The 17,616-nt window shown below is 43.7% G+C and carries 11 protein-coding genes; 10 read left to right on the top strand and 1 reads right to left on the bottom strand.

Annotated features, from left to right (window positions below):
• The first annotated feature begins 13 nt into the window (after positions 1-13).
• The 10 genes from ACK8P8_RS04900 to ACK8P8_RS04945 all read left to right on the top strand — a co-directional run bounded on the left by ACK8P8_RS04900 (position 14) and on the right by ACK8P8_RS04945 (position 14,960).
• A complete protein-coding gene (locus ACK8P8_RS04900; RefSeq protein WP_369859473.1) occupies positions 14-193 on the top strand; it encodes a Fic family protein in 180 nt (59 codons plus the stop codon).
• 230 nt (positions 194-423) lie between these two features.
• Positions 424-1,581, top strand: a complete 1,158-nt coding sequence (locus tag ACK8P8_RS04905) for a FecR family protein (protein ID WP_369859255.1) — start codon at positions 424-426, stop codon at positions 1,579-1,581.
• 147 nt (positions 1,582-1,728) lie between these two features.
• Positions 1,729-5,400, top strand: coding sequence for a SusC/RagA family TonB-linked outer membrane protein (locus ACK8P8_RS04910; protein WP_369859254.1), 3,672 nt, complete (start codon positions 1,729-1,731; stop codon positions 5,398-5,400).
• A 9-nt stretch (positions 5,401-5,409) separates the two neighbouring features.
• On the top strand, positions 5,410-7,044 hold the full coding sequence (locus tag ACK8P8_RS04915; RefSeq protein WP_369859253.1) for a RagB/SusD family nutrient uptake outer membrane protein: 1,635 nt from the start codon (positions 5,410-5,412) through the stop codon (positions 7,042-7,044).
• Positions 7,045-7,053: 9 nt separating this feature from the next.
• On the top strand, positions 7,054-7,983 hold the full coding sequence (locus ACK8P8_RS04920) for a hypothetical protein (protein ID WP_369859252.1): 930 nt from the start codon (positions 7,054-7,056) through the stop codon (positions 7,981-7,983).
• 5 nt (positions 7,984-7,988) lie between these two features.
• The gene (locus ACK8P8_RS04925) at positions 7,989-9,077 is read left to right on the top strand and encodes a TlpA family protein disulfide reductase (protein WP_369859251.1); all 1,089 of its coding nucleotides are present in this window, start codon (positions 7,989-7,991) and stop codon (positions 9,075-9,077) included.
• Between the two features lie 6 nt (positions 9,078-9,083).
• Positions 9,084-10,073, top strand: a complete 990-nt coding sequence (locus ACK8P8_RS04930) for a TlpA family protein disulfide reductase (RefSeq protein ID WP_369859250.1) — start codon at positions 9,084-9,086, stop codon at positions 10,071-10,073.
• Between the two features lie 18 nt (positions 10,074-10,091).
• Entirely contained in the window at positions 10,092-11,147 is a 1,056-nt protein-coding gene (locus ACK8P8_RS04935; RefSeq protein ID WP_369859249.1) for a redoxin family protein, read from the top strand.
• A 5-nt stretch (positions 11,148-11,152) separates the two neighbouring features.
• Positions 11,153-12,238, top strand: coding sequence for a TlpA family protein disulfide reductase (locus tag ACK8P8_RS04940; protein WP_369859248.1), 1,086 nt, complete (start codon positions 11,153-11,155; stop codon positions 12,236-12,238).
• Positions 12,239-12,305: 67 nt separating this feature from the next.
• Positions 12,306-14,960 carry a zinc-dependent metalloprotease gene (locus ACK8P8_RS04945; protein ID WP_410025577.1) on the top strand — a complete coding sequence of 885 codons (2,655 nt, stop codon included), beginning with the start codon at positions 12,306-12,308 and terminating at the stop codon, positions 14,958-14,960.
• Between the two features lie 260 nt (positions 14,961-15,220).
• Here the strand turns inward: ACK8P8_RS04945 and ACK8P8_RS04950 are convergent, their stop codons facing one another.
• Complete coding sequence (locus ACK8P8_RS04950; protein WP_369859246.1) at positions 15,221-17,392, bottom strand: S46 family peptidase; 2,172 nt, start codon at positions 17,390-17,392, stop codon at positions 15,221-15,223.
• Positions 17,393-17,616: the final 224 nt, after the last annotated feature.

Raw genomic sequence — 17,616 nt, forward strand, 5'->3', positions numbered from 1 at the left:
ATCAATTAAAGAAATGCTTGCGGCCATGAATTTAAAAGACCGAGAGAACTTTATAGCAAATTATCTGAATCCTGCCATGAAAGAGGGTTTTGTTGTGATGCTCTACCCTAATAATCCTAAACATCCAAGACAAAGATATCTGTTAACGGTAAAAGGATTGGCGGTTTATAATTCTTTGCCAAGTGATTCTTGATAGATTTTAGATTTATGATTTACGATTTTGGATTGAGTTTCATGCTTTGAGTTTGGCTATGATTTTTCGTTCCATTTCTATTCCCTTGTGTTAGTAATAGTGTTATTCTTCCAGCAAAGATACATTTTTTCGATGATATAACTTGATTCCTGTTTTTTCTGAAAAAAATATTTGCTCTGCTGTCACCCTTTTGTCTTTTTTTGTAGATTATATATAAAAAGCGAACGTGAATGAGAGAAATTGAAGATATATTGGTTGATTATTTCGGGGGTGAGAAATTGTCCGCGAGTGATTCGGTGAAGCTAGAGAAGTGGCTTCAGGAAGGGGATGATGCGAGGATTGTTCAAGTATTGGACGGAATGCGTGTAGGAAAAACGTTGCAGGAAGAGTTGGAGCGGGATGCCGAGGCGGGAATGGAGGCTATCCGACGTAGGTGGAGAAGGAGAAATCGGCGGCGTAATTTGTGGTATGGCGGGGCTGTGGCTGCCGTGGCGTTGCTCCTGCTCGGTTTGATGTTCTTGTTTAAAAGTCCCGTGGTGGAGGAGAGGGCGAATACCTTTGCCGATGATTGTACTTTGGTGACGTTGAAGCTGGATAACGGGAAGGTTCTTCCGTTGCGTGCGGACCGAACAAATGAGGTGATCGTGGAGGATAGTTTCAAGCGTATAGAAAATGATAATAGTACGTTGATCTACACGAATGATGGAGTCAAGGAGAAGAATGAGGAGGTGGCGTATCACACGATCACGGTTCCCGTGGGAGCGGAGTACCGGGTGCTTTTGGCGGATGGGACAACGGTTCATTTGAATGCGGATTCGGAATTTCGTTTCCCGGAGGTGTTTTCTGGGGAAAATCGGGAAGTGTATTTGAAGGGGGAAGGTTATTTCGAGGTGGCTAAAGATTCGGCAAAGCGGTTTATCGTGCACGCGTTGAACATGGATGCGACGGTGTTGGGGACTTCTTTTAATATTAAGGCTTACCCGGAGCAGGATGATATTATCGCTACGTTGGAAGAAGGACGGTTGCAAGTGGATTGTGACCATGATCAACGTTTTGAGTTGCAGGCGGGGTATCAGGTAGTGTTTAGCAAGGTGACTGGGAATGCGGAGAAAAAGAGTGTGACGACGATGTATTATACCTCGTGGAAAGATGGATTCTATTGCTTTAACGGGGAGGTTTTGGAAAATATCATGGACGTGCTGGCGAAGTGGTATGGTTTGGAGGTGTTTTATTTGGATGAAGCATTGAAGAACAATAAGTTTTCGGGACGATTGAAGCGGTATGATGATTTTCTTTATTTATTGGATAAGTTTGAAGAAACCGGAAATGTTGAATTTATAATAAAGGATAAAGTAATCACGGTAAAAAGAAAAACAGGTTGGAAATAAAGGTTCCAACCTGATAACCATATACTTTCTTGATTTTGGAACGGTCAAAAAGTATATTTTTACTTACTAACAAGCAAAAATATGGAGAAAAATCGAATGTGTGTCAATCTTAGGCGATTGATTTTGTATCGTAAAATGTTAATTAACATGAAATTGTTGAGTGTATTGATGTTTGGTTTTTGTATGACGGTTCATGCAACAACCTTGTCACAGGAGGCAAAGGTCTCTTTACATGTGGAAGAAGCCTCTTTGAACGATGTGTTACAAGAAGTGAGTAAACAAGTTGCTTGCGATTTTCTTTATGATTTGAATTTAATGGAAGGGAAAGTCGTGAAGAATTTGGACGTGAAGGACAAGGAGTTTTTGGTTTTTCTGAACGATCTGTTACCTCGTTACGGTCTGATGTATTCTTATGACAACAATATTGTTGTTATTAAGGTTAAAGAGGAGCCCAAGGACGAGAAGAAGATGCTCATCATCAGGGGAAAGGTCACGGACGAGAAAAAAGCTCCGCTTCCCGGGGTGACGGTAGTGTTGAAGGGAACGAGCCGGGGAACCGCAACGGACATGGAGGGAAGATATACTCTGCCTGTGCCGAAAGCGGATGTTATCGAGGTGATATTCTCTTTTTTAGGAATGGAAACGCAGACCGTGGCGTACACCGGGAAGGATACGATCAATGTGGTAATGAAAGAGTCGTCGAATCAATTGGATGAAGTTGTCGTGGTGAACACGGGGTACGAGCAGGTGGACAAGCGTAAATTGACGAGTGCTATTACCTCTATTAAAGCAGATGATATTCGGGTTCCCGGGTTGAACACGATTGATATGATGTTGGAAGGACACGTGCCGGGTATGATGTTTATGCAGAATTCCGGACAGTTGGGAGCCGCGCCGCGGTTGAGAATCCGGGGAACTTCCACGCTGTTGGGAAATCAGGAACCGTTGTGGGTGGTTGACGGAATAGTCCGTACCGATCCGGTGAACGTGGATCCGGCAAAGTTGAACGATTTGGACTTCGTGAACTTGTTAGGTAATGCGATTTCAGGGTTGGACCCGGAGAGTATCGAACAGATTGATGTGTTGAAGGATGCTTCGGCTACTGCTATTTACGGGGCTCGTGCCGCGAATGGAGTTATTGTGATCACGACGAAAAAAGGTCGGAAAGGTCCCCCGTCGGTATCTTATGCTTTGTCTGGAACTTTTACAAGACGTCCGCACTATGGCGACCGAAACGTGTATATGATGAATTCCAAGGAGCGAATTGCTTATAGTCGGGAGATGGACGCGGCTTTGTTGGAGTTCCCTTCTTTCAAGAGTTGGGTAGGTTATGAAGGTGTTATGCGGGATTATTACCAGAATCGTATCGATTTCAATGAAATGAACCGACAGATTGGTGCTTTGGAACAATTGAACACGGACTGGTTCGGTTTATTGGGACAAAATTCTTTCTCTCACAAGCACACGATCGGCATATCCGGTGGTGGTGAAAACGTGACCTATTATGCTTCTATCGGTTACAATGATTCCAGAGGGACCACGAAGCGGGAGGCGAATAAAAGCTATACGGCTAATATGAATTTGTCGGCTCATTTTAATCGATTCTCGGTTCAGGCAGGCATGGACGCTAGTGCGCTGGAAAGGGAATATACGCCTCCAAAAGTGAATGTGATGAATTATGCTTATCATACTAGCCGTGCAGTACCTGCCACGAACCCGGATGGTTCTTATTGGTTTTATAAAAGAGGTGAATATGTCGGTTCTTATTATAATATCTTGAACGAGGTAGAGAATAGCTCGTACGATATTGATCAGTATTCGTTTAATTTTAACACGACAGTGGGTTATCAGATTATTGATCCTTTGAAGTTGAGCGCAACGCTGGCTTATGGTTTTTCGAATTCCAATCAAGAAACGTGGTATGGTGAAAAATCTTTTTATATAGGGAATTTGCGTCAAGAAACAGAGGGGGCTACAGGGGATGTTAGCACAAATAGTCTTTGCCCAATGGGTGGTGAAATTGAGAAGCAGAGCGATCAGAAACACAACTATATGTTGCGTTTGCAGTTGAGTTATGCTCAAACTTTTCAAGAGAACCACAATTTAAGTGCTATGGCGGGGTTTGAAGTTTCTTCGTCGGAATCGGACCAATTCAAGCATATCCAGCGAGGGTATATGCGTGATCGGGGAGGGATTGTTGCCAAACTTGATGATATAGCAAAATATTCCGCCTTTGTAAGATGGATGAATAGTAATCCTTCCACTCGCAAGTTGTCGAAATCGAATTTGTTGTCCGGATACGGGAGCGTGTCTTACGCATATAAAATGTGGTACGTGTTGAATGCCAATATTCGTTTCGATCAATCCAATCAATTCGGTAGCAGGGCTAACGAAAAACTTGCCCCGATCTGGTCGTTCTCCGGTCGGTGGAATGTTAAGGAAAATATTTTGGAAAGAGCGGATTGGATCAATGAACTTTCTCTCTTGGCTTCTTATGGTTATCAAGGGAATATGTTGGATACGGAGAGTTCAAGGCTAGTTGTTTCGAAAGAGGGCTCGGTTAATGCCGGGGGGGAACTTTATGCCAAAATTGTGACTTATCCGAATCCCGATTTGAAATGGGAAAAAACTTCTTCTACCAACGTGTCATTGACATTTTCGTTCTTTAAAAAGAAATTGAACGGTACGGTGTCTTATTTCTATAAAAAGACCAGAGATGCTTTCCTATCGAAGACTATTTCAACCGTGAACGGACGGTCGTCATACACGATGAACAAGGGAACCGTGGAGAACAAGGGTACGGAAATTTCCTTGAAAATTGTGCCGCTTGATTTCCGTTCTGCCGGAAACGTTCGGGGATTTCATTGGTCGATTGATCCTCAACTCGGCTCGGTGTTGAATCAGTTGCTTAATAAAAGGAAAGTGAAAGATAATCCCTTGCAGGATACGCCGACTTACGATAAATATTTGAAAGGAAGTGTGCTTATCGTGGGGCGTCCGGTGAATACGTTTTATTCTTATCGTTTTGCCGGTTTGAGTGAACGGGATGGTCGACCGATGTTCTATAATACCGGTTCGATGGTGGATTCGGCAGAAGGTTTTTATGTAGATGCTAATGGTCTGCCCTTGTTTGATATTAACGACGAAACGAAAAAGAACGCGGTGGATTTAAGGGAAAAGTATCGTGATATGGATCGGGAAGAAGTGTTTATGGAAGTGATGGAACATTCAGGAACTCGCGTACCGACAATTCAAGGTGGAATCAGTAATACTTTTTCTTATAAAGGGGTCACGTTATCATTTAACTTGGCGTATAGCTTGGGATCGAAGGTTCGCTTGTTGCAAATGTATCCTAATGTGAATAAACTCAATGGGTCGATAGCCCCGCTTCCAACCGAGAATGTACGCAAAGAATTCGCGAATCGTTGGCGTCAGCCCGGTGACGAGAGATACACGAATATTCCCGGGGTATTATCTGGGACTCAGTTTACTAAATCGTTGTTAGAGCCTTGGTGTAATAATAATGATTACAAGTTTGCCAATAATATCTGGGAAATGTATGACAATTCGAATATTCGGGTTGCAAGTGGAAATTTCTTGAAGATGCAATCGCTTTCTTTACGTTACCAGTTTACGGATGATTTTTGTCGGAAATTCTTTATGAAATCGGCTTATATCGGTTTTGCTTGTACGAATCTGTTTATGATTTGTGATAAGAAGCTGAAAGGACAGGATCCTGCCACTCAGTCGGGAAATGCTCCTGAGTTGAATATGTCATTGCGTCCGACGTTCTCGTTTAATTTGAATGTTTCATTTTAGTTGATGATTATGAAGAAGATTTTATATTTACTTGTATTTCTGACATTCGGATGGTCTTGTAGTGACTTTCTGGAGGAGGATGCACAAAATTTGACTTATGTGAATTCGATCGATGATTTGGATCAGTTATTGATTGGAGAAGGGTATGTGATAGCATCTTTTGAGGAGTGCAGCAATTGGAATGGTTCGGTACCTGCTTGGATGCATCTTTTGGATGATGACCTGCAATATCGTGGAGCGGGAGCGGCAGGAGAAGGTGATGGTCGCTCATGTTCTGCAATTTACGGTTGGCAAAGGGACCCTTGGAAAGGTGGTTTGACAGATGATAGTCCTAGTTCCACGGCTAATGATGCATGGAGTGAATTGTATCGGTATATCAATGCGTTGAATATTATACTGTATGAGGCGGAAGAGTTCAAGAATGAGCCTGATTATAATCGAATTAAAGGAGAGGCAATGTTTTTGCGTGCCACGTATTACTGGTGGTTGCTCAATATCTATTCGAAAGCTTATGACGTGAAAACAGCAGATAACGACCCGGGAGTGCCTTTAAAATTGACTCCCTACGTGGAGGATTACGAGGAGGAGGGCGGATTTTCCAGAGCTAGCGTGGCAAAGGTGTATGGGCAGATTGTTGCCGATTTGGAAAATGCCGTTCAATTGCTTTCCGGATACGAGAGAAAGTCTGTTTATCGTGCGTCAATGGAGGCAGCCCGCTTGTTTTTAAGCCGAGTTTATTTGCACATGGAGAATTACGAGGGTGTGATTAACGAGTGTGATACGTTATTGCAAAATAATATTTATCGGTTGGATGATTATACTTTAATCGCGAATACTTCACAAAGTCTGATAACGAGTCATTCGCCGGAAGTAATATTTTCTCAAGGAGGTTATCGGTTACGGTATTTTTTGGGTTCCGGTGGTATGCTTAGAGGAGGGGAAATCAACTGGAGTGATGATGATAATAATTTAATAGTTCCATTTTATGGTGTTTCCGATGATTTGATGGATGCTTTTAATGACAATAGTTTAGTACCGGATCAGTCACAGGAAAATGATTCTCGTTATAACGTGGGGATAGCTGCGGTGATTCTACTCGACTATGCGGCTGGTGGTGGTTGGTTTCCTGTAAAAGTACCACATTTGTTACCAGCCAAGCTAAAAACATGGAATGATGGTGGGGTATCCGATGTTTTTACATTACGTTTGGCAGAAGCTTATCTGAATAAAGCGGAGGCGTTGGCAGCCGTGGGACGCGAGGATGAGGCTAACCAATTGTGGCAGGAATTACGTCGGTATAGAATAGCGGAACCGGAAGCTGTTGCGCTGCATGGGGAGAATTTGATGACGGCTATTCGCGCGGAGCGTAGGTTGGAATTTAATTTTGAAGGATTCCGGTGGTTGGATTTACGTCGATATGCCGTGAATAGCAAGTATCCGCAAAAGAAGGAAATAACTCATGTTTGGCTTTGGGGAGGAAATGCGGACTTAGGAATTCCTGCGGGAGAGGAGACTTATGTTTTAGCTCCTTATGGAGAAGATCCGGCTTGGGTATTTCCTATTCCGGCTGAAGAACATCGTTTGAATAGTCGATTGGAACTTAATGAAGAACGTGAAGAAAGAAAAGCGGTAAAATTGAATTAATATTAGGTTATGAAGATATTACATTATTTATTATTAGGTGTTGCATTGTGTTTTGTGGCATGCAATGGTGATGATGATAAGAATTTATCTCCCACGGGAGAAACGAATTGGTTTGCCTTGGAAGATTCGGATGACGAATTGGGGCATTTGGCTTATGAAATTTACAAGGAAACAGGTGTTACTATTTTTTATAACGATACAATAGCCAAAGTTCAGCGTGGGGTAAATTCAGCGGGAGAACCGATGTATCGCTACGAGGTTTTGGGGGTTAATTATGATGTGACCACTCACTATGAATACTTGTACCCGTTACTTACAGATCGGGATAGAATAAAGAAAGGAATGGAATTTTTACGTGATGAAGTGATACCGGGATTGCTGAATGGAGCTTCTCCTTGCAGTTTCTTGTTGGTTGATTCGTTGGTACATGCAAATTCTCAAGTTCCCAAGAACACTCGTTTGAGGGATGTATTTAAAGCGAGAAGAACAACTTGTGTCGCTTTGTACGAGGAGGAGGAGACAATAGATGAAAAGAGTTTGAGCGTGGCTGTATTGGCGGGGGAGTATGCGGCTTATATATTTAGGACGACTCCCGATAAACTAGCTGTTTTTTATTCTTTTTCCGTGGGAAAAGTAAATAATAAAATGGATATGCCGTTGTATAACCAGCAGTTGAGTAGATTGGATAGTAAATCGGAGTGGGACCCGGATTGGCGGACATTCGGTTTTTTGTCGTATAACATTGACAGAACATATACAAAGGATTATAGATATTATTGTCCTACACAAATTCAGGATATTACCGATTACGTGAAAGCTGTGTTGTTGGGCGATAAGGCTTTTGAAGAGGAGAATGGGGAATTTAAACGGTGTATGGAGAAATACAAAGTGATGAAATCGATTGTAGCGGAATTGCAGGAAACACTTGGAAAACGGTAGAATCAATGATGAGATTTGGAATAATCTTTTGGATTATATTTTGGGCGGGATGTACTGCACCGGATACTTGTCGGGTGGAATTGACAGGTGAGATTGAAGGTTGTAAATACGGAACGGCACTTCTAGTGAGTGCCGATTCCGCCCGGAATATTCTTTTTTCTTCCGAGATAGATGGCGGAATAATCTCGTTGAAAGGAGATTTGCCGGAACCGGGAGAGTATATATTGAAAATAAATCACTTGGAATATCTTTTACTCTTGGAAGAGGGGAGGACGAAGGTCGCTCTTGACATCACGAGTGATAGGGTGAAGTTGACCGAGGGGAAGGTGATGGAGATGGAACAGTTGTTCGAGAAATGGATGGAGGAGAAGTATAAACCGTTACAGGAACGAATCGGGCGGGAGTATTGGAAGGCGCAGCAACAGCCGGAAGATAAAGCTGATTTGGATAAAAAGACATTCGAGTATTTTGGTTTGAAAAAATTGAAATACGGTGTTGTTCGTGATTTTATACAGGCGTATCCCGATGGTGTATTCTCGGTGTATCAGGCGTTGGAAATGCTGGATAGGGATTACGAGCGAGGAATGGAAATGTACGCGTTGCTTTCGCCGAAAATGCAGCAGTCTGCGTTGGGAAAACGATTGTATGCAGAAACTCAAGTGTTTGCAGCTTCAGCCTTGGGGCGTGAAGTTCCCCCGATCGAGGTGGAAACGGAAGAGGGAAAGGCTGAGGTGATAGAGCATTTCCCGGGGATATGGGTGCTCGATTTTTGGGCATCTTGGTGCGGACCTTGTCGTCAGGAAATGGTTTACTTGAAAGAGATGTACCCGGAGGTGCATAAACTCGGTGTGAATATGATTAGTATTTCCATGGATGATAAGGTGGCGGCTTGGAAGAAAGGGAACGCGGAGGAACAGATTCCTTGGAAAAGCGTGCGGAATAAATACGGCTTTAAGAGTGATGCGGGTATTTGTGGGCAGTTAAAATTTAATAGTATACCTTACATTGTTTTGGTAAAAGACGGTCGTATTGTTGCTCGCAATTTGAGAAGGGGGCATTTGAAAAAGAAAATCATGGAGTTGTTACAAGAATAGTACGAGATGAGAGTATATTTTATTGGTTGTATATTATTGGTTTCTTGTTGGTTGATGCCACTCGCCCTTTTCGCTCAAGAAGAGGGGCGGTCACTGGATGCTCTTCCCAAAGATTCTGCCCGGAGCGTGCGGATTAGAGAGATAAAGGCGGTTTTCGCGAATGTCGGTCATTTAATGGAAAAAGAGAGAAACGCGAAACGGGATAGTTTGCAGGGGGTGTTGGAGCGTTTGTACCCGGGATTTGATTTGGATTGCCCGGATATGGAGTTGTTGCCGCAAGAGATGATGGTGGAGTTGATTGAGGATTATTTCAAGGTGTATGATGTGGTGCGAATGAACGTGAGCAAGTATTCATACGTGTTGTTTAACGTGAAAAGCGAGAAAGTGCGTAATGCTTACGTGTTACCTTACGTGAGGAGTGCATTCGAGCAAAGGGGATACGGGAAGGAATTGGCTGAGGTTTGCGAGAATGTGCGCTGGTGTTCCAAGACCCCGGAAACCGTGAAAGAGGTGGAAGCATTGGTGGAGCAATACCGTCCGCTTCAGGCAGGGGCTGCAGCTCCAGAATTCGTGTTGGAAAACCGAAAGGGGGAGAGCGTGAAACTCTCTGGTTTCAAGGGTAAACATGTATTTATGGGAGTCTTTTCGGCAGAAATGGATGAGAACGAGGCAATAAGTCGGTTCGTGGATTTACCCGATGAATATAATAATACCGATCGGTTCGTGTATCTCTGTGTTTGTTTGGGGAAAGCGGATGCACGGGAGGCGTGGAGAAAACAGGTGGGTGATAAGGCGGGTAAAGTAGACTTCCTTTTCTGTGACGTGGAAAGGTGCTCTTTCGTGCGGGATTATCGTATATCCCGGTTGCCTCGTTACATATTTGTCAACAAGGAGGGGTCTTTGAGAGATGCTTGGTATATAGCTCCGGGGATGCCTGAGTTTTCTTATCAATTTGGAGATAAAGTTCCTATGAATCTGTTCGATATGTTGAAGTAAAATAGAAATTGTTTGGTTATGAGATTGGTGATAATAGCTATATTGTTGTGTTGCGCGTGGGGATGCTCTGAAGCCGGTGGATATTGTTTTACCATGAAAGGGCGTGTGCCGGACATGAAGTATGGGACGGTGTTTATTCGCACGAATGATTCCGAATCACGTGTTTTGGCTTCCGCGGATTTGGATAATTATGAGTTCATTTTGAAGGGGGAGTTGGAGGAACCGGGATGTTATGTTTTGCAGGTAAATGACAAGAAAATGACGGTTCTATTGGATGGACAAGAGTTGGTTGCAGAATTTCTTGAAGGAGCTCATTTGAAGAATTTGAAGGGTTCGCCCGCCCAAGACTGTTTCAAGAAATATGAAATGGAGATGGGAAAAAAAGTAAGCGAGATGTCGGAAAAGAATGTTGATGTGGAAAATATATTTTCGTTTGCAGCTGAAGATGAACTTCAACAGTTGAGGTTTAAGGAAACTTGTATTTTTATAGAGAAGAATCCGGATAATATAGCTTCTGCCCATATTGCCCTGACGGAGATGAAGAACGATTACGATAAGGGTATAAAGATGTATGAATTGTTGTCGGAGAGAGTGAAGCGGTTGGAGATAGGCAAGGCGTTGAAACGGAAATTGGAGCAAGTGGAAAGCGTGGCTAACGGGAAGAAATTTCCCGAAATAGAAGTGTGTTCGATAGCGGGAGATTCGTTGACATTGAAGGATTGGAGCGGAAGCGTGTACGTGATTGATTTTTGGGCATCTTGGTGCGGGCCTTGTCGGGCGGAGCTTCAATATTTGAAGAAGTTGTATAAAGAATTGGAGGGGAAAGGCGTGAAGTTCGTGAGTGTGTCGTTGGATAATTCGCCGAAGGCTTGGGCTCGTGCCAATGCGGAAGAGAAGTTGGAGTGGTTAAGTGTTCGTAACCGGTACGGGTTTGATTTGGAACAAGGAATATGCAAAGCTTTGGATATTAGAAGTATTCCTTTTATCGTGGTATTGGATAAAGATGGAACTGTCGCGGGGAAATCTTTACGGCAGGAAGTTTTGCGGAATAAATTATTGGAGATGTTAAAATAATGAGTATGAGAAGTGTTGTATGCTGTATTGTAGCGTGTTTTGTGCTACTACAAGGGGAGTTGCATGCCCAAACGTCTTACCCGGAATTAAAAAAGATTTACGAGAATGTGGACGGGACGCTTTCAATAGACAATTATATGCAGGCGTTGAAAGGGATGGATGCCCGGGCTAACGAACTTGTGCGTGGGATTGATGATACCCAAGAGAGAGGGCGAGCCACGTTGTTGTGGCACGCGTATCAGCGGGAAAATATTTTTCAATATTGGAAGGCGATAGGTGGGCGACCTGCAGATTTGCAAAAATTGCGTCCTTGTCAATTGAGTACGGATCCGGATGTTCCCGAGTTGGAGTTGTTGTCGCCGGAGGATTTGAAAAACGTGTTGGATTGGTATTTCCGGGTGAATAAGGGGAGTACAAGTTATACGCGGATGAAGGAGTGTTTGTATGGTATCAAGAGTGAAAAAGTGCGTCAGGCTTACGCGTTCGGGTTGTTGGAGCGAGAGTTGCAAGTGAATGGGATGAGCAAAGATCTGGAGCCTGTATTTGAAGTTTTCAGGTGTTGTATGAAAAACCGGGAAATTGTGGAGCGGGTGAATGAATTGGAGAAGATGTACACTCCTGTTCGGGAAAATGCGATTGCGCCCGAAATCGTGTTGCCGGATGACAAGGGAAATACGTTTCGATTGACCGATTTTCAGGAAAAATGTGTGTTTATTTGCGTGTGGGCGTTGGATAGCGTGAATGGTGCTGATGAGTTGGATACCTTTGCTGAAGCAAAAAAAGTGAATGAAAAATGGGGAGAGGGCGGTATCGAGTTCGTGAATATTGCCATGGGTGCAAGTGAAGATATGGACAAATGGAGAAAAATATTGACGGAGAAAAAGCAAACGGAATGGATGATAAACTTGTTTTGCGACAAGACGAAAAGTGCTTTCGTGAAAGATTACCTGATAGAGGCTCTTCCGCGTTATATTTTCGTGGAAATAGATGGTGTATTGCGCTCCGGGTGGTTTATTTCTCCTGTTAATCAGTCGTTGTTTAAACAGGTGTTCGTGAAAAATCTTTGGTTCTACAAACGAGTTGGAATATAGGATGTTATTTTAATGATAAATGTTTGTTTTTTATGTTATCACAATGTTTAATTTTAAATTCTAAAAAATGAAAAATTGTTTTGTTTTAGTAATGTTACTATCCTTGCTTATTCCTTCTGCGGGAGAGAGTTATGCAGGGGAGTTGTTCAAAAAAAAGAAGAAAAAAGAAACAATTGAGGAGGTGAAACGGCCTGTTGTCAAGAAGAAAAATAAATACGAAACTTTGATGAAAAGCCCGGGAATCGTTACCGCGAAAGGTGATTTTTTGACGATTCATAAAGTGGGACAGAAGATTTATCTGGAGTATCCTTTGAAATACATGGATCGTGAAATATTGGTGGGAGGAACCGTGTCTGCCACTTCGGAGCCTATGTTGCTTAATGTGGGATATAAATACAATGATCCTATTCTTTATCGCGTGGTTAAGAAAGATTCTGCTATTGTTTTCAATAAACCCAATCTGGCGGCTACCGCGGGAGAAGATAAACCTTGGGTGAAGAGAGCCATGGAAAAGAATTACATGGATATGCAGGCAAACTCGTTCTCGATTCATTCGTATAATGCGGATAGTTCTGCTGTAGTCATTGACGTGACTTCCTTTATAAAAGATAATAAGAGTTTGGCTCCGAAAATTAGTGCCGGTAGTATTTCTTCTTCTCCGGTTTCAGGTAAATTTTCTTTTGAAGGGGTAAAAGCGTTTGAAGATAATGCATCGGTGGAAGTTTCTCAACCTGTGGAGGCTAGTGTTTCGGTGTTATTCTCTAAAATAAATTTGGGACAAGTGGCAACGCGTTCCGTGATAACTTTTCTTTTGTTGCCGGAAGCTAAAATGCGTCCTCGCATACAGGATTCCCGTGTCGGAATTTTTTTCACGGTGAATTCGGCAAGCGATAGGATGCAGTTGCCTATTCGGAAAATATCTCAAGAGAAAGACGGATTTGATTCTTATATTTTGTCGAACCGTTGGCGTTTGGAACCCAAAGATATGGAGGCTTGGAAGCGCGGAGAGCTTGTTGAACCCGTGAAGCCGATCGTGTGGTACGTGGATGATGCTTTCCCTGACGAGTGGAGAGGTCCGATCAAAGAGGGAATTTTGATTTGGAATAAGGCTTTCGAGAAGATTGGTTTCAAAAACGTGATGGTTGCAAAAGATTTCCCGAAAGATGATCCTAATTTCGATCCGGATAACTTGAAATACACATGTGTCCGTTACAGCCCGAATGCAGAGGCAAATGCCATGGGACCGTCGTGGGTAGACCCGACAACCGGAGAGATTATCAATGCTTCTGTGATTGTATATAACAATATTGTAGAGTTGATTAATAATTGGCGTTTTGTTCAAACCGCACAACTTGATCCTCGTGTTCGTGCATCTAAGATGCCGAAAGATGTTCTTGATGAGTCTATCGTTTATGTCATTTCTCACGAGATCGGACATACCTTGGGTTTGCTGCACAATATGTCTGCTTCAGCTTCTATTCCGGTGGATTCGTTGCGTTCCGCTTCTTTCACTCAAAAATACGGGACAACTCCTTCTATCATGGATTACGCTCGTTTCAATTATGTAGCGCAACCGGGAGATAAAGGGGTGAAATTGACTCCTCCCGAACTTGGTGTGTATGATTATTACGTGATTAAGTGGTTGTATTCTCCTATTCCGGAAGCTAAGGATATGTGGGAGGAAGCCGAGATTGCACAAAAATGGATTGACGAGAAGGCAGGAGATCCTCTTTATCGTTACGGTCGTCAGCAATTAATGCTTCGTATCGACCCGAGTGCATTGGAAGAAGATTTGGGTGATGATCCGTTGAAAGCAAGTACCTACGGGATCAAGAATTTGAAATATATCTTGAGCCATTTGAACGAGTGGATTGAAGATGATGTGGATTACACTCATAGAATGCAACTTTACAGTGCTATTCAGTCGCAGTATATGCGTTATTTGTTGAATGTGCTGTATCAGGTTGGTGGTGTGCATTTGACACAAGTGAAAGATGGTACGGCTGGTGAGGCTGTGGTATCTGTGCCGCGTGCAAAACAAAAGGAAGCGTTGGCATGGGTGATTAAAGAATTGAGAAATAGCGACTGGATTAATCTTCCCGAATTAATCAATCAAACGGGATTGGCTGTATATCCGTCTGCAAAGATTGTTGCCGGAATCAGTAAGGCTATCGTTGCTAAAGGAGGACATGTAATTTTGTCTTCTCATGTTTCAAAAGAGAAAAATCCTTATACAATTGGTGAATTCTACGATGATTTGTATGCTGGTGTATTTGCTCCCACGATTCAGGGAAGAAAATTAACTGCGGCAGATAGAATCATGCAGGAAAATATTTTCAATAATATGATTTCCGTTTCTAGTAAGCATATGAAGGGGGACGCAATTCAAAGTTTGAATCCTTCTTTGGTAGAAATTGAGGCTTACGAGTTGTGTCCTAAAGGATTGATGGAGGTGCTACATAGTCATGTCCAAAATATTGAGGAAGAACTCGGAATGAACGTTTTGGCACGTGAAGGATTGCCCGTGGAGTTCGGACAAGGTGCTTCGCCTTTCCAAGATGAGGTGAAAATCAATGCTATTGACAATAGCTTCGGGTATAATCAGGCCATGTTGAAACGGGTTGTTACTTTGTTGAAGGGTAAGTTAGCATCAGCGAACCGTGATGATAGAGTGCATTACGAAGGTTTGATATTCGTGTTGGAAGAAATGAAGAAAAAGTAATTGGTAATTTCTCGTTTATTTTATAAGATGAGGAGGTTGTCCCTTTCGGGATAACCTCCTTTTTTGATGATTGATATTGTTTTGTTAGTAAAAAGAAAGCGACCTCGTTGCGAGGTCGCTATGTCAAGGAATCAAACTAAGATCACTTTTTTTGGTGCGTGCTTCAGTGACCGATTGATTAAAAACATTAAATAATCGTAGTGTGCTTTTCGTATCAAGATTACTCACTCCTTGACAAATACAAATATAGTAATTTTTTATTATTCAACAATGGAAATTTCTTTCAGTATATTTGTTGCCCCGGCATAATTGTCTAAAATCCAGAGAACGAAGCGGATATCCACGCAGATACTTTTATTGTAGTCGGGATGAAAATACAGGTCGCCTGCCATGGATTCCCAATTGCCGTCGTAGGCAAGACCGATGATTTCGCCTTTCGCGTTCAGGACGGGGCTGCCGGAGTTGCCTCCCGTGATGTCCAAGTTGCAGGCGAAACTCGTGTATAGTTTGCCGTCTTTATCGGCGTAACGTCCCCAATTCCCCGTGCGGATGGCTGCCAAGGCTTCGGGTGTCAGGTCAAATTCCGGATCGTCTTTCACGTATTTTTCATTGTAGCCGTCGATAGAGGCACGGTAAGAATAGGTGACTCCGTCTTTTGGAGAATAGCCGCCGATGTTGCCGTACGTGATACGCATGGTCGAGTTGGCATCCGGGGGAAGAGTTTTATCCCGGTTCATTTCGAGCAGGGCTCTCGTGTAGAGTGTGCGTAAGTAAGCATTTTTTTTCTCGTTGTCCCGGATGCCGTCCCGTAGATTTTGATTCGTTTCCCGCGTGATTCGGGAGAGCGAGTATACCGGATCGTTTGCCAACAGTTCGAGATTGAAGTTCTCCAATGCCGCGTACAGGCGCTCTTGGTTTGCCAAGAAAGAGCGGGCGTAAAGTGAATCCGTCAGCCGGGTGTAGTCGCCGTTGTATTCCCGCACGAGGTTCGTGACTTCCGCGGGTAAATGTTCCGGGTTCACGTTCTTCACGTAGAGCGGGAAGAGGGCGGCAAATACTTTTTTGTCCGTCGCCTCGTCGTAGTCTTTGAAGTATTTCTCGCAGTAATCCCGGAAACCGTCGCATTGTGTGCTTTTCGGGTCGAGTGTGGTGACCTTCTCCCGGAGCATGGAAGACTCCAACCCCCGTACCCGCATAGCAAGACGCATGATGTCGGCACCGTTGACAATGGCTTCCTTGTAGTAGACGTCCGACGAGATGTAGGGGGCGGTGATGTCGTACGTGTTTTTCAGTTCTTCCAGCAGGTTGCCGTAGCGTGCCAGACGGTCGGGATCGGCTTTTATCCAGCGGTCAAGGCGTTGTTCCTCTTCCGCTTTCAAGGCTGCCACTTGGTAGCGTTTCACATATTCGCTTTCCCCGATGGTGAATTTCCACGGGTTGCTGATGGAGAATGCTTTGTAGGCGTACTTGATATTGACTTCCGGATCGGCGTTCATCGCCTCGTTAAGGATGTCGAGTTTTTTGGTTCTTACCTTAATCATGGCGGGATTGGAACGTCCGATTTTTTCGCTAACTCCCCACGAGGGCGTGTAGCGGGAGGTGGTGTACGGGTATCCCATGATCATGGCGTAATCCCCTTCTTTCACTCCTTTCATGGATACGGGCAGTACATAACGGGGGGTGATGGGGGTGTTTGCCGGGGAATACTCTGCCGGGTTGCCGTCTTTGTCCCCGTACACGCGGTACATGGTGAAATCACCCTTGTGCTGGGGCCATGTCCAGTTGTCCGTGTCTTTCCCGAAAGCCCCGAAGCACGTGGGGGGAGCGAATACCAGACGTACATCTTTGAATATGCGGTAGAAGTAGAGGTAATATTTATCGCCTTTCATGATCGCATTGCAGGATACCTCGTAGCCTTCTTTGGCATAACGTTTCTCAAGCATGAAGTTTACTTTTCGCATGGAATAGATGGGGTATTCTCTTTCCGGCGCGTGTTTTTTCAGTTCTTCCCGGTACTCGTCAGTGACGTCAATCACCCGGTCGAGGAATAAAACCACTTTGCCGGGCAGGGGGATTTCTTCCGATTGGCTCTTTGCCCAAAAACCGTTCCGCAGGTAATCGTGTTCGAGGGAACTTAGTTTTTGAATATCGTTGTAGGCGCAATGATGATTGGTAATCATCAGTCCCTGTCGGGAGATCATGCTTCCCGTGCAGGTGCCGTAGTCGATGGCGACGATGGCGTCTTTTATCGAGGGTTGTTCCTCGTTGTATATCTGCGAGGCTTTCAGTTTCAGCCCGTGGGATTTCATTGCCTTGTAGTTGGTCTGTGCCATGAGTTGCACGAGCCACATCCCCTCGTCCGCGAACGAAAGAGTGGGGAAGGCAAGGCATAAGACGAGTAACAGACTTTTAATCTGACGTATTGGTGACATGGTGATAATTTTAATGGTTTGAGAAAAATGTAATAGGAGGTGTGTTTTGACACACCCTCTCGTCCATAAAGTCTGAAAGTCCATAAGGTCGTAAGGTCAAATGTACAAGTAATCCATGAATACATATTGGATACCATCACGTTATTAATCACGGACTTTATAAACTTTAAGAGCCGGAGGCTCGACTTTATGAACTTTATGGACTAGAGGTGTGTTTTGACACA

The sequence above is a fragment of the Butyricimonas muris genome (assembly GCF_046365375.1).
Lineage (GTDB): Bacteria > Bacteroidota > Bacteroidia > Bacteroidales > Marinifilaceae > Butyricimonas > Butyricimonas muris.